Raw genomic sequence first — 17,963 nt, forward strand, 5'->3', positions numbered from 1 at the left:
TCCGCTCATGACCGACGTGGCCTCCCTTCCCGCGCTGCACGTGACGAGTGGCGGCACGCGCGTGTACACGCTGCCGGTGCGGGCCTTCCCGAACTTCCGCGCGAACGTGTACCTGCTCGTGCGCGGTGATGCGCACGCCCCGGCGTATGCGGCCCTGGTGGATACGGGCGGGGCTGGACCGGACAGCCTGGGTGACCTCCAGGCGGGCCTTGCGGCGGTGCGGGATGGGTACGGCGAGGCGGTGAGCCTGGAGACCCTGAGCCGGATCGTGATCACGCACCCGCACCCGGATCACCTGGGCGGCCTGAGCGCCCTGCGGGAGCACACGGAGGCGCCCGTGGCAGCGTTCTACAGCGCCGTGCCGTTCATCGAGCAGCCCGGCTGGGTCCGCGCGGCTTGGCTGACCCCGCCCGATGCGCAGGCCGTGTGGCTGGGGCTGCCGCCCGGCAGCGAGCTGGACGGCCGCATCCGCCGCCGGGGCTCGAATCTGACCGTGCCGCGTGCCCTTCCGGTCGCCACGCCCCTGCGCGACGGGGACGTGCTGGACGACCTGCTGCACGTCATCCACACGCCGGGGCACGAGGGGAACCAGATCTGCCTGCGCATAGACGACGTGCTCCTCAGTGCCGATCACCTGCTGCCGCTGAACTCGCCGCCGCTGATGCCCGCGCGGTTCCTGCCCGGCAGCGGCGTGGCGGCCTTCCTGGCATCGCTGGACCGCGTGGAGGCGCTGGACGGTGTGACCCTCGCCCTGGGCGGACACGACGGCCCCATGCGTGACCCCCGCGCCCGCATCCACGCGCTGCGGACCCGCACGCACGAGAAACTGGACGGTCTACTGGCCGCCTGCACGCAGCCCATGACGGTCCACGACCTGCTCCTCGCGCTGCATCCGCGCCTGCGGCCCATCCAGGCGGTGCTGCTGCTCGACCAGACGGCCGCCCTCGCGGAGTATCTGGCCGGGACGGGTGACCTGAGCGAAAACGTCCGCGAGGACGGCGCGGGGCTGTTCACCCGCGCGTGACCCCGCCCCCTGCCCTGCTGCTGGACTGGGGTCTGCGCGACCCGCAACTCCTGGGGGGCCGCCTGAACCGGCACTGGCAGGTCCGTGCCGGAACGGAGGCCGCCGCGCTGCGCCGCTGGCATGATCCGCACGCCGCGCCGTACGAACTGGACCTGCTAACCCGCCTGACCGGCTGCGGGCTGAATCTGCCCTGGCTGATGCGCGGCCCCACTGAACTGGAGGGAGCGGTGTGGACGCTGCACGCCTGGGTGCCCGGCGACCCCGCCCCCGCGAGGACGCCCGCGCGCGGGGCCGCTGGCTGGCGGACCTGCACGGGCGCTGGGCTTCACTCCCTCTCCCCGAACCCCGCCCCGGCTTCCCGGACGAACTGGTGGTCCTGCACGACCCGTCCAGTGACGCGCTGCTGGACGCCCACGAGGCCGCGCAGCCGGGCTGGGTGGGCCTGCTCCGCGCGCACCTGCATGCGGCCCGCGCCGCCACCGCGCACGTTCAGGTGCGGCCCCGACACCTGATCCACGGGGACCTCACACCCTGGAACCTGCGCGTGCAGGGGAACCGCTGGACGGGGCTGCTCGACCTGGAATTCACGCGGCCCGCCGATCCGCTGGCGGACTTTGCGCTGGCGTGGCGCGGCACGCACGACGACGTCATTCACGGGTACGCCGACGTGCGCCCCCAGAGCGACGAGGACCGCGCGCTGATCCCGGCGCTGTGGTGGGGGCACCTCCTGGGCGGCGCGCTGCGCGACCTGTGAGCCGGGACGCGGGATGACGGCTGGACGGCGCGGATGCTCGCGCGCCGCTCCCCGCTGATGGGCGCGCTCGGGGCGCTCCGCCCGGCGGACGTGCGGTACTCTGGAGCGTTATGACCCCGGAGCGTTACGCCAAGATCCTGCGCGTGCTGAGTAAGCGGCAGCCCACCCTGACCGTCCTGATGGACGAGGTGAACAAACCCCACAACCTCTCCGCGATCGTGCGCACCTGCGACGCGGTGGGCGTGCTCCAGGCGCACGCGGTGCCGCCGCGCGGCGGGCGGCTCGTGGATTTCGACGGGCACACCTTCGAGGCCACCAGCGGCAGCGCGCACAAATGGGTGCCGGTGCAGAAGCACGCGGATGCCGTGGGGGCCGTGCGGGAATTGCAGAGCCAGGGCTTCCAGGTGCTCGCCACGCACCTCTCGCAGCGCAGCGTGGACTACCGCGAGGTGGACTACACCCGCCCCACCTGCGTCCTGCTGGGCGCCGAGAAGTGGGGCGTGGGCGACGAGGCCGCCGACGCCGCCGACCACAACATCATCATCCCGATGTTCGGCATGGTGCAGAGCCTGAATGTGTCGGTGGCCGCCGCGACCATCCTGTTCGAGGCGCAGCGCCAGCGGCTCGCCGCCGGGATGTACGGCGCCCCGCAGCTGAGCGACGAGGACCTGCGCCGCTGGGCGTTCGAGTGGGCGTACCCCGACCTCGCCCCCGGCTACCGCGAGCGTGGCGAGGCCTACCCCGCGCTGGACGAGCACGGGCAGATCCTGGCCTGACGCCCACCTGCCGCCCCCGGACGGGTGTCCCCCGGGGCGTGCCCACCTTGCGTGCAAAACGTTCACGAAGCCTCAGGGTCAGGCCCCGCGCCGCCCGTTAGACTGACCAGACCGCGCCTCTTGAGCCGCCCCCGAGGCGGCTGTGGGGCCAGAGGAATGCCACACATGACCAATACCACCGCACGGGCGGCCCGCGCCGCCACCGGAGCCCGCTGATGTTCGGCCTGGAAATGCCCCCCATCACCCCGGAATTCTGGGCGATCCTGGGCACCCTGATCCTCCTCGAAGGTCTGCTCTCGGCCGACAACGCCCTGGTGCTGGCCGTCATGGTCCGCCACCTCAAGGGGGACCTGCAACGCAAGGCGCTCGCCTACGGCATCGGCGGGGCGGTCGTGCTGCGCATCATCGGGGTGCTGCTCGCCAGCTACATCCTGGAGTACTGGTGGCTGCGCGCCTTCGGGGCCGCGTACCTCGCGTACCTCGCCATCTCGCACTTCGTGAAGAACAAGAGCGCCGAGGACGAGGCCGACGACAAGAGCAAGGGCCGGGGCTTCTGGGCGACCGTCGTGCTGCTGAACCTCACGGACCTCGCGTTCAGCGTGGACTCGATCCTGGCGGGCGTCGCGCTGATTCCCCGCGGCATGCCGCGCGAGCAGGGCCTGACCATCGTCGTGATCGGCGGGATCATCGGCCTGATCCTCATGCGGATCGCGGCCACCGTGTTCCTGAAACTCCTGAACAAGTACCCGGCGTTCGACCACGTCGCCTACGCGCTGGTCGGCTGGATCGCCGTGAAACTCGGCCTGGAGACCCTGGAAGCCGCGCACGAGGTGTTCCCCGCCGTGCCCTACTGGCACATGCCCACCCCGGTCTTCTGGGGCGTCATGGCCGCCATCGGCATCATCGGGTCGTTCCTGGCGACCCGCCAGCCCGCCATGAGTGACGAGGCCGCCGAGGCGAAGGCCGACGCCGTCGTCCACGAGATCGACGACACGGTCGCCGACGCCAGCGACGGCCGCATCGACGGCCGCTGAAGCCGCCCTTCCCCTGCGCGGGCCGCTCCCTTCACCGGGACGCGGCCCGCCTGCTGCTTTGAGGTTGCACCCGGTTCAAGCGAGTGCGAACCCGCTGAGCTGTGCGCCGTCCAGCACGGATAATCCAGCCTCGTCGGCATTCTGGCGACCACCGCACCTGCCCATATGCCCTGACCTGCCCCAGTTCGTGTCCGGCGTACACTGACGGGCATGAGCGACCTTCTGGACACCATCCGCGACCTCGCCAAACCGACCGACAGCAAGATCCTGATGGTCGTCCTCGACGGCGTGGGCGGCCTGCCCCTCGAAACGAACGGCGACACCGAACTCGCCGCCGCGAAGACCCCCAACCTCGACGCCCTGGCCGCGCAGAGCCAGCTCGGGCAGGTCGAACTCGTCGGTGCGGGCATCACCCCCGGCAGCGGCCCCGGCCACCTCAGCCTCTTCGGGTACGACCCCCTGCGCTACGTCGTGGGTCGCGGCGCGCTGAGTGCCGTCGGCATTGGCGTAAAACTCGGCGCGGGCGATGTCGCCGTGCGCGGCAACTTCGCCACCCTCGGCGAAGGCCGCATCGTGCAGGACCGCCGCGCGGGCCGCCCCAGCGACGAGAAGAACGCCGAGATCGTGGGCAAGCTCAAGGCCGCCATCCCCGACATCGACGGCACGCCCGTCGAGATCTACACCGAGTCGGAGCACCGCTTCGTGGTCGTCTTCCGCGCAGGCGGCGGCGCGGCCCTGGGTGCGAACCTCAGCGACGTGGACCCCCAGGCGACCGGCGTGCAACCCATGACCGCCCAGGCCCACGACGACGCCAGCCAGAAGACCGCCGACCTCGTCAACGCCTTCGTGCAGCGCGCCGAAACCGCCCTCAAGGACGAGACGCAGGTCAACGGCGTCCTCTTCCGCGGCTACAGCGACGTCCCCCACTTCCCCAGCTTCGACGCCGCCTACCAGCTCAAGGCCGCCTGCATCGCCAGCTACCCCATGTACAAGGGCCTCGCCAGCCTCGTCGGCATGGACGTCCTCACCGTGCAGGGCGAAGAAGACGCCCTGGACGGCAAGGTCCAGGCCCTCAAGGACAACTGGAGCAAGTACGACTTCTTCTACTTCCACGTCAAGAAGACCGACAGCACCGGCGAGGACGGCGACTTCAAAGCCAAGGTCAAGAAGATCGAACTCTTCGACGCTCTGCTGCCCCAGCTGCTGGCGCTGAACCCCGACGTCATCGCCATCGTCGGCGACCACAGCACCCCCAGCAAACTCGCCACGCACTCCTGGCACCCCGTGCCCCTGCTCATCCGCAGCAACTACGGCCGCCGTGACCTCGCCCAGCGCTACACCGAAGACGAAGCCCTGAAAGGCAGCCTCGGCCTGCGCCGCGGCACCGACCTCATGCCCCTCCTCATGGCCAACGCCCTGAAGCTCAACAAGTACGGCGCGTAACCACACAACCTTCCCCGCACGGCCCCCTCGCCCCCCCCGGCGACGGGGCCGTTTCCTCAGGGCCCACTCAAGCCGCCCTTCAGCCCAGCGTCAGATTCAGGCGGCAAGGTGAACCCATTACGTTCCCACGCGGAACACGGAGGACCACCATGCACAGAGCCATCCTGACCACCGCCCTCGCGGCCACCCTCGGCGCCGCCACCCTCCCCAGCAGCGCCGGCGCCCAGACGCTCAGCGTCAACATCAGCGCCAGCCTCCAGTACCCCAGCGTCATCCAGACCACCGCCACCCTCCTGAATCTCCTCAGCCAGGGCGTCAAAGTCACCCTCCTCACCCCCACCAACCAACCCGCCGCCACCATCAGCAGCGGCGGCGGCATCATCGTCAACCCCGCCTACCCCACTACCCACCTCACCCAGGTCCAGGTCATGACCCAGGTCCCCGGCACCACCACCTACGCCAAAGAGATCTACCCCCTCGCGCGACCCATCACCACCGCCCAACCCCTCAGCGCGCAGAGCATCGTCGTCACCGCCAAAGACGGCACCCGCCAACCCCTCATGAACGTCATGGCCCGCCAGGCCGCCTGGGCCAAAGCCCCCGGCCTGCAAAAGAAACCCGGCGGCATGCCCCCCGGCCAGTACAAGAAAACCCAGGGCCACAAGTAACCCCAGACCCCTCCCGCCCGGAGGGGTTTTTCCTATCCTGACCCATGCCGCCCCGGCCCCTCCTGATCCTCGACCTGGACGAAACCCTCTGGCATGGCGCCCCCGACCCCACCCACACCACCGCGCACATCACCCTCCGCCCCCACCTCCGCGATTTCCTCCACGACACACACGCCGCGTACGACCACGCCATCTGGACCGCCGCCAGCCCCGACTGGATGCACGCCGGACTCCAGCTCATCCACACCCAGATCGGCCTCGACCTCGCCCGCACGGCCGCGTTCCTCTGGCACCGCGACCGCTGCTCCTGGCACCGCGACGAGCACGGCGACCTCCATCCCCGCAAACCCGCCCGGAAACTCCGCGCCACCTGGATTCGGTCCCGCTCCCCCCGCGAACGCATCCTCGCCATCGACGACCGACCACAGAACTGGGCCTCCGGCTACGGCCACCTCGTCCGCGTCACCCCCTGGACCGGCGACCCCACCGACGACGAACTGCCCCGCCTCGCCCGGTACCTGCTGAGCATCGCGGACACACCCGACCTGCGGCGGGTGGAGAAGCGGGGGTGGCGGGGGCGGGTTCTGGAGTGATTGTTGGAGTGGTTGCGCCTGGCGGCGGGCCTCCCCACCCCCCAACCCCCTACCCCAGAGGGGCAGGGGGGGGCTACGTTGGCACTGGGCAAGAGTTTTTACTCCTGTGGCGTGTTTGTGGTGGGCGGTGACGGGTCCGGCTTCGACGCCATCCTGCCGCCCCCTCGCAGGCCCGCGCGCTGCGCGCAAGACGGCCGGTGGGGGTCTGCGGTCAGGTGATCGGTGGGACGCTTCGCGCCGCTGATCGACTTTCAAAACCCCGCTTTTGCCAAAGCGAGAATGAGTAGAACCTTCTGGCCCGCACCAGGTTGTGTGGCCTCAGAATCGTCGTGGCAGACGAGCCCGTCGTGCGCGCAGCGCGCGGGGCGAACGCGGCGCGACCGGAGGCACGCAGCCCCATCCGTGGCCGTCCCCGCCAGTGCCCCACCCAGCAGGCCAGAGAAAGACCTGCCGAGCGCAGCGACCGCTCCCCCGTCCCCCCTGGGGATGGGGGCTGGGGGGTGGGGAGGCCCGCCGCAGGCGCCCACCTTCCAACCCAATTCACGCCAGCCGCTCACTCCCCCGGCTCGTGAACTCCCCCCAAGCCCGCGCGAGCCGCTTGACCGCTTCGGGAATGTGGTCGGGGTGCAGGGTGAAGGGGATACGGAGGTACTGGTCGGGGAGGGGGGTGACGCCCATGCTCGCGCCGGGGTAGAGGCGCAGGCCGTGGCGGGCGGCGTGGTGGGTGTAGGCGCTGGCGGTGGGGGTGGGGAGGGTGATCCAGAGGAACTGACCGCCGGGTGGGGTGGTGAACGTCCAGTCGGGCAGGTGGGTGCGCAGGAGCTGGGCGAGGTGGTCGCGGGCGGGGGTGATGGCGGCGCGGCGCTCGCTGATGAGGGTGGGGAGGTCGCCCAGCAGCTGGAGGGCGAGGTGCTGGGCGGGTTGGCTGCTGCCGAAGTCGGTGAGGGTCTTGGCCTGTTTGAGGGTGGGGGCGAGGGTGGGGGGGAGGCGGAGCCAGCCGATGCGCAGGCCGGCCCAGTAGAGCTTGCTGAGGGAGCCGACGTTGAGGATGGGGGCGTGGGGGGCGAGGGTGCTGAGGCGGGGGGGTGGGGGGTGTCGGTGAAGGGGAGGTCGAGGAGGGTGTCGTCTTCGAGGGTGGGGAGGCGCGTGTCGTGGAGGTGCGCGGCGAGGCGTTGCCGGGCGGGGTGGGGGAGGGTGGTGCCGGTGGGGTTGTGGTGGGTGGGGGTGAGGAACGCGAGGCGGGGGTGGTGGGTGCGGGTCTGGTGCGCGAAGTGGTCGGGGTCGAGGTGCTGGGCGGTGACGGGGGTGCCGGTGAGGTGGGCGCCGGCGGCGCGCATGACGTCGATGGCGCCGAAGTAGGTGGGGGTCTCTAAGAGGGCGGTGTCGCCGCGCCTGAGGAGGGTGTGGGCGGTGAGGGCGATGGCCTGCTGGGCGCCGCTGGTGATGAGGATCTGGTCGGGGGTGGTGGGAAGGCCCGCGCGGGCGTAGTGCTGGGCGATGAGGTCGCGCAGGTCGGGGAGGCCGTGGGGGTGGTAGGGGCTGTCGTACTGGGCGTGTGTGGCGGCGTCGCGCAGGCGGGTGCGCTGCTGGTCGGTGAGGACGGGCACGGCGATGGTGAGGTCGATCTCGCTGGGGTGGGCCGCGCCGACGGGGGTGCGCAGCGTCAGGAGGGGCTGGGCGCGGGGGGCGGTGGGGGCGACGTGCGTGCCGCGTCCGACGTGCCGGGTGAGGTAGCCGCTGGCGGTGAGGTCGTCGAGGGCGGTGACGGCGGTGGCGCGGCTGACCCCGAGCAGCGCGGCGATGGTGCGTTCGGCGGGGAGGCGCTGCCCGGGCGTGAGTTCGCCCCGGTCGATGGCGGCCTGGAGGTGAGTGTGCAGGCGGGTGTGGAGGGGGCCGGGGTGGTCGCGCCAGCCGCGCAGCAGGGCGGCCCAGTGGGGCGCGTCGGGGGGGCCGGACTGGGGGGGCATGGGGTTCAGCTTACGGGCCAATCTGTCTGGATGAGCAGGCCAATGCGCGGGCCATTGCCTCTGCCGTCAGGGGGCCATTCGGGTGCACACTCTGGGGCATGACCACGCTCCCTGCCGCCAGTCGTGCGCCCTCGTTCTGGCGGGATTCGCATCCCAGTGCGGTGCTGGCCGGGCTGATCACCATGCTGATCGGCTGGGCGGGCCCGAACGTGCTGATCTACTCGGTGGCGCAGGCCGCGCACCTCAGTGACGGTCAGGCGATGTCGTGGCTGTGGGCGCACGCGCTGCTGGCGGGCCTGACCGGGATCATCCTGAGCCTGCGCACCCGCATGCCGATTCTGGTGACGTGGAGCACGCCGGGCATCGCGCTGCTCGTGACGGCCCTGCCGGGTATCCCGTTCCCGGAGGCGGTGGGGGCGTTCCTGACATCGGGGCTGCTGGTGCTGGGCCTGGGGCTGTTCCCGCCCCTCACGCGGGCGTTGCAGGCCATTCCGGCGCCGCTGGCGGCCGCGCTGAACGCCGCGATCCTGCTGCCCTTCGGGTTCCGGGCCCTTCAGGCCTTCGGCACGGCCCCGGCGCTGGTGGGCGTGATGATCGTCGCGTACTTCGCGCTGCGGCTCGTCGCGCCGCGCTGGGCGGTGGCGGGCGTGCTGCTGACCGGCGTGGTCGCCAGCGGCGTCCTGAACCTCTGGCACCCGCAACCCGTCGCGCTGGCCCTGACCCGCCCGGAGTTCGTCCTGCCGCAGTTCAGCCTGCATGCCACGCTGAACCTCGCGCTGCCGCTGACGCTCCTGGCCTTCACGGGGCAGTTCGTGCCGGGCTTCGGCGTCCTGAAGACCAGCGGCTACGAACCCGCGCCCGGCCCGATCCTGCGGGCGTGCGGGATCGCCAGCAGCGCCGCCGCGTTCGCCGGGTGCCACAACCTCACCCTGGGGGCGCTGCTGGCGAACATCGTCACGGGTCCCGAGGCGCATCCGGACGCGCGCAAACGCTACACCGCCGCCGTCTGGGCGGGCGTGTTCAACATGATCGTGGCGCTGTTCGCGGGCACCGTGCTGCACCTCCTCGGCATTCTTCCCACCCAGGCCATCGCTGCGCTGGCCGGGCTGGCCCTGCTGGCCGCCATGGGCAGCAGCCTCCAGGCCGCCTTCCAGGGCGCCCAGGCCGGGAGTCTCGCCGCGCCCGTCGTCCTGCTCGTCGCCCTGAGCGGCATCGCCCCACTCGGTATCGGCGCGCCCTTCTGGGGCATCCTGGCCGGGCTGATCGTGTACGCCATCGAGCGGCGGCCGCTCAGACCGGCGGCCCGCTGACAGCCCTGGCCTTGACCTGCGCGGCGATGAGGTGCGCGCAGGCCAGCGCGTCGCGGCCCGTGGTGTCCACCGTCAGGTCGTACTGCACGCCCCGGTGCACCAGTGCCGCCTGCGCGCGGGCCATGCCGGTCACGCGGTCGCCCCGCGCCGCCTCGCGCGCAGCGGCAACCTCCGGATCGCACTGCACACCCACCCACAGCACCTCCAGGTCCGCCAGCGCGGCCTGCCAGCGCGCCTGCGAGGCCGCCCCCCCCAGGAACACCTCGTCCACGATCACGGGCGCGCCCGCCCGGGCGACCTGCGCCACGCCCAGACTCCACGCGGTGTCCACGCGCCGGAACACCTCTCCGGTGGCGACGGTGCCGTCCGCCGCGAACGTGATCCCGTCCCCGGATTCCCGCAGGGACGCGGGCAGCGCCGCGACCAGCGTGTCGGTGCCCAGCGTGAGCCACACGCCGGGAAGCAGCGCCTGAAGGTGGCGGGCTATGCTGGACTTCCCGGCGCTGGACCCGCCGTTGAGGACGATCACCTGAACGCTCATGACCACACCCTACCCGTCCCCTGACAGCCGGATGCCGCGGCGCCGCGCCGCGTGGCGAGCCCTCTCGGCGCTGTTCCTGGACACCGAGGTCGACCCGGCGGACGTGGCGGTGCAGCTGCGCGCCACGGGTTTCAGCCTGCCGGAACTGCGGCAGATCCTCCGGGCCGAGGTGGCGCCGGTGCTGGGGGGCAACCTGCTGAGCGCAGCGGGCGTGTGGGACGCCTTCGACCTGTCGGGTCTGGAGGACCGCTTCCGGGCGGGCCGGGCGCGGCCCACGCTGACCGGCGCGCTGGCCCTGCGGGTGATCCGCGCCGACTGGCAGGCGGTGGAGGCTCGGTTCAGGGCAGAACAGGCGCCCGGCAGTTGACAGATGGCGAAACGCCTGTCATACTTGTATTTCTGACCTGACGAGGTCGTGCCGTGCCTATCCCGCTGGTTCTCACGAGCGAACGTCCACTTCGGACTCTGCGCGAGTTTTCGCGCCCCGGCACTGGAAAGGCATCACTGCACTTGAGGGAGGCGTCCACCTCTGGGATTCACAAAAAACGGACGCGCGAGCAGGTGACGCTGGTCAACCCAGTCCGTCTGCACCATCAGAGCAGCCCCTCAGCGGGCTGCTTTCTCTTTGGGCGTGCAGCCACGTCAGGATGCCGGGCAGTGCGTCGTGCTGGGTGGTGTCCACGGTCAGGCAGGGGGCGTCGCCCAGGTCGAGTGGCGTCCAGCAGCAGTGGGCAGGCAGGGTCGCGTACTCCATCGGAAGGTCAATCCCGGGCCGGCGGCACGACGCCACCCGCGCGTCGTGCCGCGCCTGGAGGACGTCCACAGGCGCTTGGCAGAACACCTGCGCGACCCTCGCCCCGTGGGTCTTGGCAAGCGTGAGGATGTGCCTCTCGCTGACCCCGTGGTAGAAGTGCGATTCCAGCAGGGTATCCACACCAGCGGTGAGGGTGACGCCCGCGACGTGCCACATCACGTCGAAGCTCAGGGGGCCGGAGACGTCCCGCGACAGGTCCGGCAGTCGGGCCAGCAGCAGGGCCTTGTATTCGTCCTTCGTCACGAACGGCAGGTTCAGCGCGGCGGCCAGGCGCGCGCCCAGCGTGGATTTTCCGGAGGCGGGCAGGCCCGACACGATCAGCAGGAGTGGCATGCGGGCCACGTTACTACCGGTGCCGGGCCGCCGCGTCACACCTTGTGGGGACTCACAGCGGTGTCCAGTTCCATTGAAGGGTCGACACCGCGCCCTTCAATGCCACTTCCAACCGCTGATGTCACGGCATCTCGCTCCGCTCGGTTCAGATGTGCTGAGACGATCCATCAGCACATCTGAACACCGCTGTCAGCGCCAGCCCAGGCCCGGCGCGACGTGCGTGAGGATGCTCTCGATCAGGTGCGCGTTGTAGTCCACGCCCAGCTGGTTCGGGACGGTCAGCAGCAGCGTGTCCGCCTCCGCGATGGCCTCGTCCTGCCGCAGCTGCTCGATCAGGCGGTCCGGTTCGTCGGCGTAACTGCGGCCGAACACGGCGCGGTACTGGTCGATCACCCCGAACTGGTCCTGCCCACCCTGCCGTCCGAAGTACATGCGGTCCTGGTCGTTCACGAGCGCGAAGATGCTGCGGCTGACCGACACGCGCCCCTCGCGGGCGTGCCCCGCCTCCTTCCACGCCTCGCGGTACGCGCGGATCTGCTCGGCCTGCTGCACATGGAAGGGCTTGCCGTTCTCGTCCACCTTCAGGGTGGAACTCTGGAGGTTCATGCCCATCTTCGCGGCCCATTCGGCGGTGGCGTTCGACGCGGCGCCCCACCAGATGCGGTCGCGCAGGCCCGCCGAGTACGGCTCCAGCCGCAGCAGACCGGGCGGGTTCGGGAACATCGGGCGGGGGTTGGGCTGCGCGAAGCCTTTGCCCTCGATCATGTCGAGGAACACCTCGGCGTGCCGCCGCGCCATGTCCGCTTCCGTCTCGCCGGGGGCGGGCGCGTATCCGAAGTGCCGCCACCCGTCGATCACCTGTTCCGGCGAGCCCCGGCTGATGCCCAGCTGCAGGCGCCCGCCGGAGATCAGGTCGGCGGAACCGGCATCCTCGGCCATGTACAGCGGGTTCTCGTAGCGCATGTCGATCACGCCGGTGCCCAGCTCGATGCGGTTGGTCTTCGCGCCCATCGCGGCCAGCAGCGGGAACGGCGAGCCCAGCTGCTGCGCGAAGTGATGCACGCGCACGTACGCGCCGTCCGCGCCCAGTTCCTCGGCGGCGACCGCCAGCTCGATGGTCTGGTGCAGCACATCCGCCGCCGAGCGCGTGCCGGACTGCGGGGACGGATTCCAGTGCCCGAACGAGAGAAAGCCGATCTTCTTCATGCCCACAGGCTAGCGCGGACGGTTGAAAAAGTAAAGCGGTTTGGTATGTAAATCTAAATGGACATGCGCCCTGTGTCGGATTCCAGCATCCGGCTCACTGACTTCCATAGAAGAAAGCCGGAGCATCACGCCCCGGCTTTCCCTATTTCAGCCTTCTGCGTTTCTGGTGGCCTCAGACTCGGGGGCGGCCCCTCGTCTTTCTTGACCAGTCAGCGCAGGAGTTACTGCTCTTAGAAGTCCATGCCGCCCATGTCAGGGCCGCCGGCGGGCGCGGCGGGCGCGGCCTTTTCGGGCTTGTCGCTGACGATGGCTTCGGTGGTGAGGATCAGCGCGCCGATGCTGGCGGCGTTCTGCAGCGCGGTGCGGGTGACCTTGGCGGGGTCGACGATGCCGGCGGCGACCATGTCTTCGACGTACTCGCCGGTGGCGGCGTTGAAGCCGAAGCGGGGCTTGTCGCTGTTGATGACGGCGTTCACGATGACGCTGCCTTCTTCACCGGCGTTCGCGGCGATCTGACGGGCGGGCTCTTCGAGCGCGCGGATCAGGATGCGGGCGCCGGTCGCTTCGTCGCCGACGAGGCTCTCGGCGGCCTTGCGCACGGCGGGGATGACGCGCAGCAGGGTGGTGCCGCCGCCCGCGACGATGCCTTCTTCCACGGCGCTGCGCGCGGTGCTCAGGGCGTCCTCGTAGCGGTGCTTCTTCTCTTTCAGTTCGGTTTCGGTGGCGGCACCGACGCGGATGACGGCCACGCCGCCGGCCAGCTTGGCGAGGCGCTCCTGAAGCTTCTCGCGGGCGTAGTCGCTGTCGGTGGTGTCGAGTTCGCCCTTGATGGCGTTGACGCGGGCGTCGATGGCGCTCTGCTCACCGCGGCCGTCCACGATGGTGGTTTCGTCCTTGGTGATGCGGATGCGCGCGGCGCGGCCGAGCATGTCCATGGTGACGTTCTCGAGCTTGTGGCCGAGGTCTTCGCTGACGACTTCCCCGCCGGTGACGGCGGCGATGTCGCGCAGCATTTCCTTGCGGCGGTCACCGAAGCCGGGGGCCTTCACGGCGGCGATGTTCAGGGTGCCGCGCAGCTTGTTGACGACCAGGGTGGCGAGGGCTTCGCCTTCGACGTCCTCGGCGATGATCAGGAGGGGACGGCCGGTCTGGGCGACTTTTTCGAGGATGGGCAGCATGTCCTTGAGGTTGCTGACCTTCTTCTCGTTGATGAGGATGTAGGCGTCTTCGAGGACGGCTTCCATCTTCTCGGGGTTGGTGATGAAGTAGGGGTTGATGAAGCCCTTGTCGAACTGCATGCCTTCGACGACGTCCACTTCGGTGTCGAAGCCCTTGCTCTCTTCGATGGTGATGACGCCTTCCTTGCCGACCTTGTCCATCGCGCTGGCGATTTCCTGACCGACCTGCTCGTCGTTGGCGCTGATGCCCGCGACCTTCTTGATGGCTTCGCTGTCCTCGACGGGCACGGCGAGCTTCTTGATTTCCTCGATGGCGACGGCGACGGCCTTGTCGATGCCGCGCTTCAGGGCGAGGGGGTTGGCGCCGGCGGCGACGTTGCGCAGGCCTTCTTTCACGACGGCCTGGCCGAGGACCGTGGCGGTGGTGGTGCCGTCACCGGTGATGTCGTTGGTCTTGCTGGCGACTTCCTTCAGCAGCTGGGCGCCGATGTTCTCGAGCTTGTCCTCCAGCTCCACTTCCTTGGCGACGGTGACGCCGTCCTTGGTGATGGTGGGGCTGCCGAACTTCTTCTCGATGACGACGTTGCGGCCGCGGGGCCCGAGGGTGACTTTGACGGCGTTGGCGACGGCGTTGACGCCACGCTCGAGGGCGCGGCGGGCCTGTTCATCGAACACGAGCTGTTTAGCCATGATGGTGCTCCTTTGAAGTGAGCGGCGGTGCGCTCAGAGTGGGGGGTGTTGCACGCCTCTCCCCTTGTGGGAGAGGGGGAGCCGCGAAGCGGCGGGGGTGAGGGGGCGGGCGGTCAGGCCAGCTGGTCCCTCACGGCTGGTTTACTCGACGATCGCGAGGATGTCGCGTTCGCTGAGGAGGCTGTAGTTCTTGCCTTCGAGGCTGACTTCGGTGCCGCCGTACTTGGCGAAGTACACGGTGTCGCCTTCCTTGACGTCCAGCGCCACGCGGGTGCCGTTGTCGAGCATCTTGCCGTTGCCGACGGCGATGACCTTGCCGCGCTGGCTCTTCTCTTTGGCGCTGTCGGGGACGTACAGGCCGCCGGCGGTCTTCTGCTCGGCTTCCTCGATGATTTCAACCAGAACGCGGTCACCTAGTGGTTTCAGCATGTTGTGTCCTCCTTGAATGGGGTGGGCCTCGGCAGGGGGCCGGGGTTCCCGGCTTTTTGCCGTTCCGCACGCAAGAATAGGGCTGTACTGGAAGAAATGTCAAACTTCAGAATCCGACAATCTGAGCGTGGTGCGCTCAAGGTGCGCCAGCACGCGGATTCCACATATCCGCTTGCCACGTATATCTCTGAACGTATATATGTAAAGTGAACATACGCCCTGCTTCCCACCTCGCCGCCGCCCCGGAGGACCCCTGCCCATGCCGCGCCCCACCATCCTGACCCGCGCCGACTTCGAGACCGCCTTCGACGCCCTCCGGGGCGCCCCGCTGACCCTGGCCGTGCTGGACCTCGACCACTTCAAGAGCCTCAACGACACGCTCGGGCACGCCGAGGGCGACCGCGTGCTGCGCGGCGTGGAACGCCTGCTGTCCGGCAGCCTCCCCACCGGCAGCGTCATCGGGCGCATCGGCGGGGACGAGTACGCCGCCATCCTCCCCGAGACGGCCGCCGAGACCGCCCTGATCCTCCTGGACGAGGTTATCCGGCACTTCCACATTCACCGCGACCCGCAGTGGCCGCGCGGCCTGGGCCTCAGCGTCGGGCTGGCCGCGCGGCCCGCGCACGCCAGCACCTACGACGACCTCAAGCGCGCCGCCGACGAGGCCATGATCCGCGCCAAACGCGAGGGCCGCGGCCGCGCGTGCATCTACGTGGAAAGCAAGATGGTCCTGAAAAGCAACTACTACCCCAAGAGCCAGCTCGAACGCCTCGCCAAACTGTCCGGCGCGCTGGGCCGCACCGAGGCCAGCCTGCTGCGCGAGGCGCTGGACGACCTGATCGAGAAGAACCGGGGCGAACTGTGAGCGGGGGTGTGGGCGGTGGGGCGTGGGCCGTGGGAGGCGAGGCCGGGGCACCCGGCGCGGGCTGGCACGCGGCCCTGTCGGAGGCGTGGGACGCCTACTGTTCGGGGTCGCTGCCCATCGGGGCGTGCGTGATTGACGCCACTGGGACCGTGATCGCGCGGGGGCGCAACCGCCTGAACGAGCCGCGCGGCGTGGCGGGCGTGATCAGCGGCTCAGACCTGGCGCACGCGGAGATCAACGCGCTGCTGGCCCTGCAAGGCACGCCCCGCCCGGACTGCTACGGGTGGACGGTCCTGACGACCGTGCAGCCCTGCCCGCAGTGTGCCGGGGCGATCGCCATGAGCGGCCTGCGCGGCGTGGCGTACGCGGCGGCAGACCCGTGGGCGGGCTGCACGCACCTGCTGACCCATGACCCGTACGTGTCCCGCAAGCGCATCCGCGTGGAGCGCGCCCCGGCGGACGTGCAGCGCGCGGCGCTGCGGCTGATGCTGCACGCCCTGCTGGACGAACTTCAGACGGGTGGGAGCCGCAACGTGCTGGACAGTTTCGACGCGGCGCACCCGCAGGACGTGGCCTTCGCGAAGGCGCTGCACGCCTCTAACACCCTGACGGCCCTGCGCGACCGCCGCGCCCCGCTGGCCGGGGCGCTGGCGGCGCTGGCATGACCCGCTCCGCCTTCATCGACCTGTCCCCCAGCCTGGACCGGGTGGGCCGCGCCTGCGCGTGGATCGAACGCGAGGACGGCTTCGTCCTGATGACCGGCCTGGAGTGGGGCGGCTGGACGCTGCCGGGCGGCGGCATCCACCCCGGCGAGACGCCCGAGGTGGCGGCGGCCCGTGAGGCGTGGGAGGAGGCGGGCGCGCGCGCCGAGGTCGCGGGCGACCCGTTCCCGATCGTGGGGGTCAGTGGCGCCCCGAGCGTCTGCGTGCCCCTGCACCTGACCCGCCTGGAACCCAGCCCGGAGGGCCGCCCCGTCGCGTGGGTGGATCCCCGCTCGCTGCCGTGGGCGGAGGATCACCAGCTGCGCCAAGGTCTCGCGGCGCGCGGGCAGACGCCGGCGCACCTGCTGGCCCCGCCCCTCGTACAGACGGCCGTGGACGCGGCGCAGACCGCCGGATTCACGCGCTCCTGCTCGCCGGAGGTGGGGGCGCTGCTGCGCACGCTGGCCGCCGCGCGGCCCGGTGGGCGACTGCTGGAACTCGGCACGGGCCTGGGCGTGGGCGCGGCATGGCTGCTCTCGGGCCTGCCCGATTCGGGACGGCTGCTGAGCGTGGACTGGGACGGCACGCGTGTGGGCCGGGCCTGGACGGTGCTGCGCGCCGATCCGCGCGTGCGGGTGCTGCTGGGCGACTGGCACGACGCGCTGCTGGAGGCCCCGTTCGACCTGATCTTCGCGGACTGCGCGGCGGCCAAGACCCCGGACACGCTGCCGGCCCTGGCGCGCGCCCTGCGGCCCGGCGGGACACTGATTCTGGACAACCTCACGCCCCGCGCCCGGCTGGACGGGGCGTGGCACGCGGGCGACCCGCTGCGCGACGCGGCATTCACGCACCCGCAGCTCTGCGTGAGCGAGGTGCAGGTCAGCTCCCGCGAGTGCGTCCTCCTCGCCACGAGGACCACGTGACCGGCGAGCTGCACCTGACCATCCTGCGTCACGGCCGCAGCCGCGCCGACGACGAGAACGTCCACGAGGGCACCTGCGACAGTCCCCTGACCCCGGCCGGGGAGGCGCAGGCGGCGGCGCTGGCCACGTACTGGCAGGCGCACCCGCCGGGGTTCAACCGGGCGTACACCTCCACGCTGGCCCGGGCGCACGACACCGCCCGCATCGTCACGGACGCGCTGGGCGTCCCGCTGACCCCCACCGACCTCCTGCGGGAATGGGACAACGGCCCGCTGGCCGGGATGGGCCGCGAGGAGGCCCTGGCGCGCTACCCCATTCCCGCGTTCCGGCACGACCTCGACCCGTTCACCCCGGACGGCGGCGAGTCGCAGGCGGCCATCCGCGCCCGCGCTCTGCACGCCCTGGAACTCGTCTGGCAGGGCGGCGGGCAGCGCGTGCTGGTCGTCACGCACGGTGGCTTCGGGAACAGCCTGCTGCGCGAACTGCTCGGCGCCTCGCGCGGGTGGGTCGCGTTCGGGGACACCGCCTTCGCCACGCTGCGCCTCAGCCGGGGCCACCACACGGCCGTGCTGACCGGGGTGAACCTCGACCCGCACCTCTAAAGTCTTCCGCAGGGTGAGCGCCCGGGGGGCGCGCGTACACTCCGTGACGTGACCCCGCCCATCCCGAATCGATCGCCGTTCATGCGCTGGTTCCTGGAAACCGGCCAGCCCG

Annotated in this window: 19 protein-coding genes; 13 read left to right on the forward strand and 6 right to left on the reverse strand. The window is 70.7% G+C overall.

Annotated features, from left to right (window positions below):
* Positions 1-7 precede the first annotated feature (7 nt).
* The 7 genes from AUC44_RS01200 to AUC44_RS01230 all read left to right on the forward strand — a co-directional run bounded on the left by AUC44_RS01200 (position 8) and on the right by AUC44_RS01230 (position 6,292).
* The gene (locus AUC44_RS01200; RefSeq protein WP_062157031.1) at positions 8-1,024 is read left to right on the forward strand and encodes an MBL fold metallo-hydrolase; all 1,017 of its coding nucleotides are present in this window, start codon (positions 8-10) and stop codon (positions 1,022-1,024) included.
* Between the two features lie 229 nt (positions 1,025-1,253).
* The gene (locus tag AUC44_RS01205) at positions 1,254-1,778 is read left to right on the forward strand and encodes a phosphotransferase (protein ID WP_062157032.1); all 525 of its coding nucleotides are present in this window, start codon (positions 1,254-1,256) and stop codon (positions 1,776-1,778) included.
* Between the two features lie 110 nt (positions 1,779-1,888).
* Positions 1,889-2,554: a tRNA (guanosine(18)-2'-O)-methyltransferase TrmH gene (gene trmH / locus AUC44_RS01210; RefSeq protein WP_062157033.1), complete on the forward strand. Its 666-nt coding sequence runs from the start codon at positions 1,889-1,891 to the stop codon at positions 2,552-2,554.
* A 215-nt stretch (positions 2,555-2,769) separates the two neighbouring features.
* On the forward strand, positions 2,770-3,588 hold the full coding sequence (locus tag AUC44_RS01215) for a TerC family protein (RefSeq protein WP_062157034.1): 819 nt from the start codon (positions 2,770-2,772) through the stop codon (positions 3,586-3,588).
* 210 nt (positions 3,589-3,798) lie between these two features.
* Positions 3,799-5,031 carry a 2,3-bisphosphoglycerate-independent phosphoglycerate mutase gene (locus tag AUC44_RS01220; RefSeq protein ID WP_062157035.1) on the forward strand — a complete coding sequence of 411 codons (1,233 nt, stop codon included), beginning with the start codon at positions 3,799-3,801 and terminating at the stop codon, positions 5,029-5,031.
* Positions 5,032-5,180: 149 nt separating this feature from the next.
* The gene (locus AUC44_RS01225; RefSeq protein WP_082688899.1) at positions 5,181-5,699 is read left to right on the forward strand and encodes a hypothetical protein; all 519 of its coding nucleotides are present in this window, start codon (positions 5,181-5,183) and stop codon (positions 5,697-5,699) included.
* A 44-nt stretch (positions 5,700-5,743) separates the two neighbouring features.
* The gene (locus AUC44_RS01230) at positions 5,744-6,292 is read left to right on the forward strand and encodes an HAD family hydrolase (RefSeq protein WP_062157036.1); all 549 of its coding nucleotides are present in this window, start codon (positions 5,744-5,746) and stop codon (positions 6,290-6,292) included.
* 251 nt (positions 6,293-6,543) lie between these two features.
* Here the strand turns inward: AUC44_RS01230 and AUC44_RS16035 are convergent, their stop codons facing one another.
* A complete protein-coding gene (locus AUC44_RS16035; RefSeq protein WP_231724497.1) occupies positions 6,544-8,259 on the reverse strand; it encodes an aminotransferase-like domain-containing protein in 1,716 nt (571 codons plus the stop codon).
* Positions 8,260-8,357: 98 nt separating this feature from the next.
* On the opposite strand from AUC44_RS16035, the gene AUC44_RS01245 reads away from it, so the two are divergent.
* Positions 8,358-9,569 (forward strand): benzoate/H(+) symporter BenE family transporter, encoded by a 1,212-nt coding sequence (locus AUC44_RS01245; RefSeq protein ID WP_082688900.1) that lies wholly within the window; start codon positions 8,358-8,360, stop codon positions 9,567-9,569.
* Here AUC44_RS01245 and cpt read toward each other — a convergent pair.
* Positions 9,550-10,110 (reverse strand): chloramphenicol phosphotransferase CPT, encoded by a 561-nt coding sequence (cpt, locus tag AUC44_RS01250; RefSeq protein ID WP_062157040.1) that lies wholly within the window; start codon positions 10,108-10,110, stop codon positions 9,550-9,552. The genes AUC44_RS01245 and cpt overlap by 20 nt on opposite strands.
* Between cpt and AUC44_RS01255 the strand changes: the two genes are divergently transcribed.
* A complete protein-coding gene (locus AUC44_RS01255) occupies positions 10,109-10,477 on the forward strand; it encodes a DUF7079 family protein (protein ID WP_157445119.1) in 369 nt (122 codons plus the stop codon). The two genes, cpt and AUC44_RS01255, sit on opposite strands and share 2 nt — an antisense overlap.
* A gap of 204 nt (positions 10,478-10,681) precedes the next feature.
* Here AUC44_RS01255 and AUC44_RS01260 read toward each other — a convergent pair whose 3' ends face one another.
* From AUC44_RS01260 to groES, 4 genes are all read right to left on the reverse strand, one after another.
* The gene (locus AUC44_RS01260; protein ID WP_062157042.1) at positions 10,682-11,257 is read right to left on the reverse strand and encodes a P-loop nucleotide/nucleoside kinase family protein; all 576 of its coding nucleotides are present in this window, start codon (positions 11,255-11,257) and stop codon (positions 10,682-10,684) included.
* A 189-nt stretch (positions 11,258-11,446) separates the two neighbouring features.
* Positions 11,447-12,463, reverse strand: a complete 1,017-nt coding sequence (locus AUC44_RS01265) for an LLM class flavin-dependent oxidoreductase (protein ID WP_062157043.1) — start codon at positions 12,461-12,463, stop codon at positions 11,447-11,449.
* 230 nt (positions 12,464-12,693) lie between these two features.
* Positions 12,694-14,331 carry a chaperonin GroEL gene (groL, locus tag AUC44_RS01270; protein WP_062157044.1) on the reverse strand — a complete coding sequence of 546 codons (1,638 nt, stop codon included), beginning with the start codon at positions 14,329-14,331 and terminating at the stop codon, positions 12,694-12,696.
* A gap of 141 nt (positions 14,332-14,472) precedes the next feature.
* The gene (gene groES / locus AUC44_RS01275; protein ID WP_046843919.1) at positions 14,473-14,760 is read right to left on the reverse strand and encodes a co-chaperone GroES; all 288 of its coding nucleotides are present in this window, start codon (positions 14,758-14,760) and stop codon (positions 14,473-14,475) included.
* A gap of 259 nt (positions 14,761-15,019) precedes the next feature.
* Here groES and AUC44_RS01280 point away from each other — a divergent pair, with 259 nt between their 5' ends.
* Genes AUC44_RS01280 through AUC44_RS01290 form a run of 4 tightly spaced genes read left to right on the forward strand, consistent with a single transcriptional unit; the run spans position 15,020 to position 17,851 of the window.
* On the forward strand, positions 15,020-15,625 hold the full coding sequence (locus tag AUC44_RS01280; protein ID WP_062157045.1) for a GGDEF domain-containing protein: 606 nt from the start codon (positions 15,020-15,022) through the stop codon (positions 15,623-15,625).
* A 29-nt stretch (positions 15,626-15,654) separates the two neighbouring features.
* Complete coding sequence (locus AUC44_RS16935; protein ID WP_231724567.1) at positions 15,655-16,290, forward strand: nucleoside deaminase; 636 nt, start codon at positions 15,655-15,657, stop codon at positions 16,288-16,290.
* Entirely contained in the window at positions 16,287-17,249 is a 963-nt protein-coding gene (locus AUC44_RS16940) for an NUDIX domain-containing protein (protein ID WP_082688901.1), read from the forward strand. Before AUC44_RS16935 ends, AUC44_RS16940 begins: the two co-directional genes overlap by 4 nt.
* Positions 17,246-17,851, forward strand: a complete 606-nt coding sequence (locus AUC44_RS01290) for a histidine phosphatase family protein (protein WP_231724498.1) — start codon at positions 17,246-17,248, stop codon at positions 17,849-17,851. The genes AUC44_RS16940 and AUC44_RS01290 overlap by 4 nt, the downstream gene beginning before the upstream one ends.
* Positions 17,852-17,963 lie beyond the last annotated feature (112 nt).

It is taken from the genome of Deinococcus actinosclerus (assembly GCF_001507665.1).
Lineage (GTDB): Bacteria > Deinococcota > Deinococci > Deinococcales > Deinococcaceae > Deinococcus > Deinococcus actinosclerus.

Coding starts and splice junctions, on each gene's coding strand:
- AUC44_RS01225 (WP_082688899.1), top strand. CDS start 5,181: ATGCACAGAGCCATCCTGACCACCGCCCTCGCGGCCACCCTCGGCGCC.
- AUC44_RS01230 (WP_062157036.1), top strand. CDS start 5,744: ATGCCGCCCCGGCCCCTCCTGATCCTCGACCTGGACGAAACCCTCTGG.
- AUC44_RS16940 (WP_082688901.1), top strand. CDS start 16,287: ATGACCCGCTCCGCCTTCATCGACCTGTCCCCCAGCCTGGACCGGGTG.
- AUC44_RS01260 (WP_062157042.1), bottom strand. CDS start 11,257: ATGCCACTCCTGCTGATCGTGTCGGGCCTGCCCGCCTCCGGAAAATCC.
- groL (WP_062157044.1), bottom strand. CDS start 14,331: ATGGCTAAACAGCTCGTGTTCGATGAACAGGCCCGCCGCGCCCTCGAG.
- AUC44_RS01220 (WP_062157035.1), top strand. CDS start 3,799: ATGAGCGACCTTCTGGACACCATCCGCGACCTCGCCAAACCGACCGAC.
- AUC44_RS01200 (WP_062157031.1), top strand. CDS start 8: ATGACCGACGTGGCCTCCCTTCCCGCGCTGCACGTGACGAGTGGCGGC.
- AUC44_RS16035 (WP_231724497.1), bottom strand. CDS start 8,259: ATGCCCCCCCAGTCCGGCCCCCCCGACGCGCCCCACTGGGCCGCCCTG.
- AUC44_RS01245 (WP_082688900.1), top strand. CDS start 8,358: ATGACCACGCTCCCTGCCGCCAGTCGTGCGCCCTCGTTCTGGCGGGAT.
- AUC44_RS01265 (WP_062157043.1), bottom strand. CDS start 12,463: ATGAAGAAGATCGGCTTTCTCTCGTTCGGGCACTGGAATCCGTCCCCG.
- AUC44_RS01280 (WP_062157045.1), top strand. CDS start 15,020: ATGCCGCGCCCCACCATCCTGACCCGCGCCGACTTCGAGACCGCCTTC.
- groES (WP_046843919.1), bottom strand. CDS start 14,760: ATGCTGAAACCACTAGGTGACCGCGTTCTGGTTGAAATCATCGAGGAA.
- AUC44_RS01255 (WP_157445119.1), top strand. CDS start 10,109: ATGACCACACCCTACCCGTCCCCTGACAGCCGGATGCCGCGGCGCCGC.
- trmH (WP_062157033.1), top strand. CDS start 1,889: ATGACCCCGGAGCGTTACGCCAAGATCCTGCGCGTGCTGAGTAAGCGG.
- cpt (WP_062157040.1), bottom strand. CDS start 10,110: ATGAGCGTTCAGGTGATCGTCCTCAACGGCGGGTCCAGCGCCGGGAAG.
- AUC44_RS01215 (WP_062157034.1), top strand. CDS start 2,770: ATGTTCGGCCTGGAAATGCCCCCCATCACCCCGGAATTCTGGGCGATC.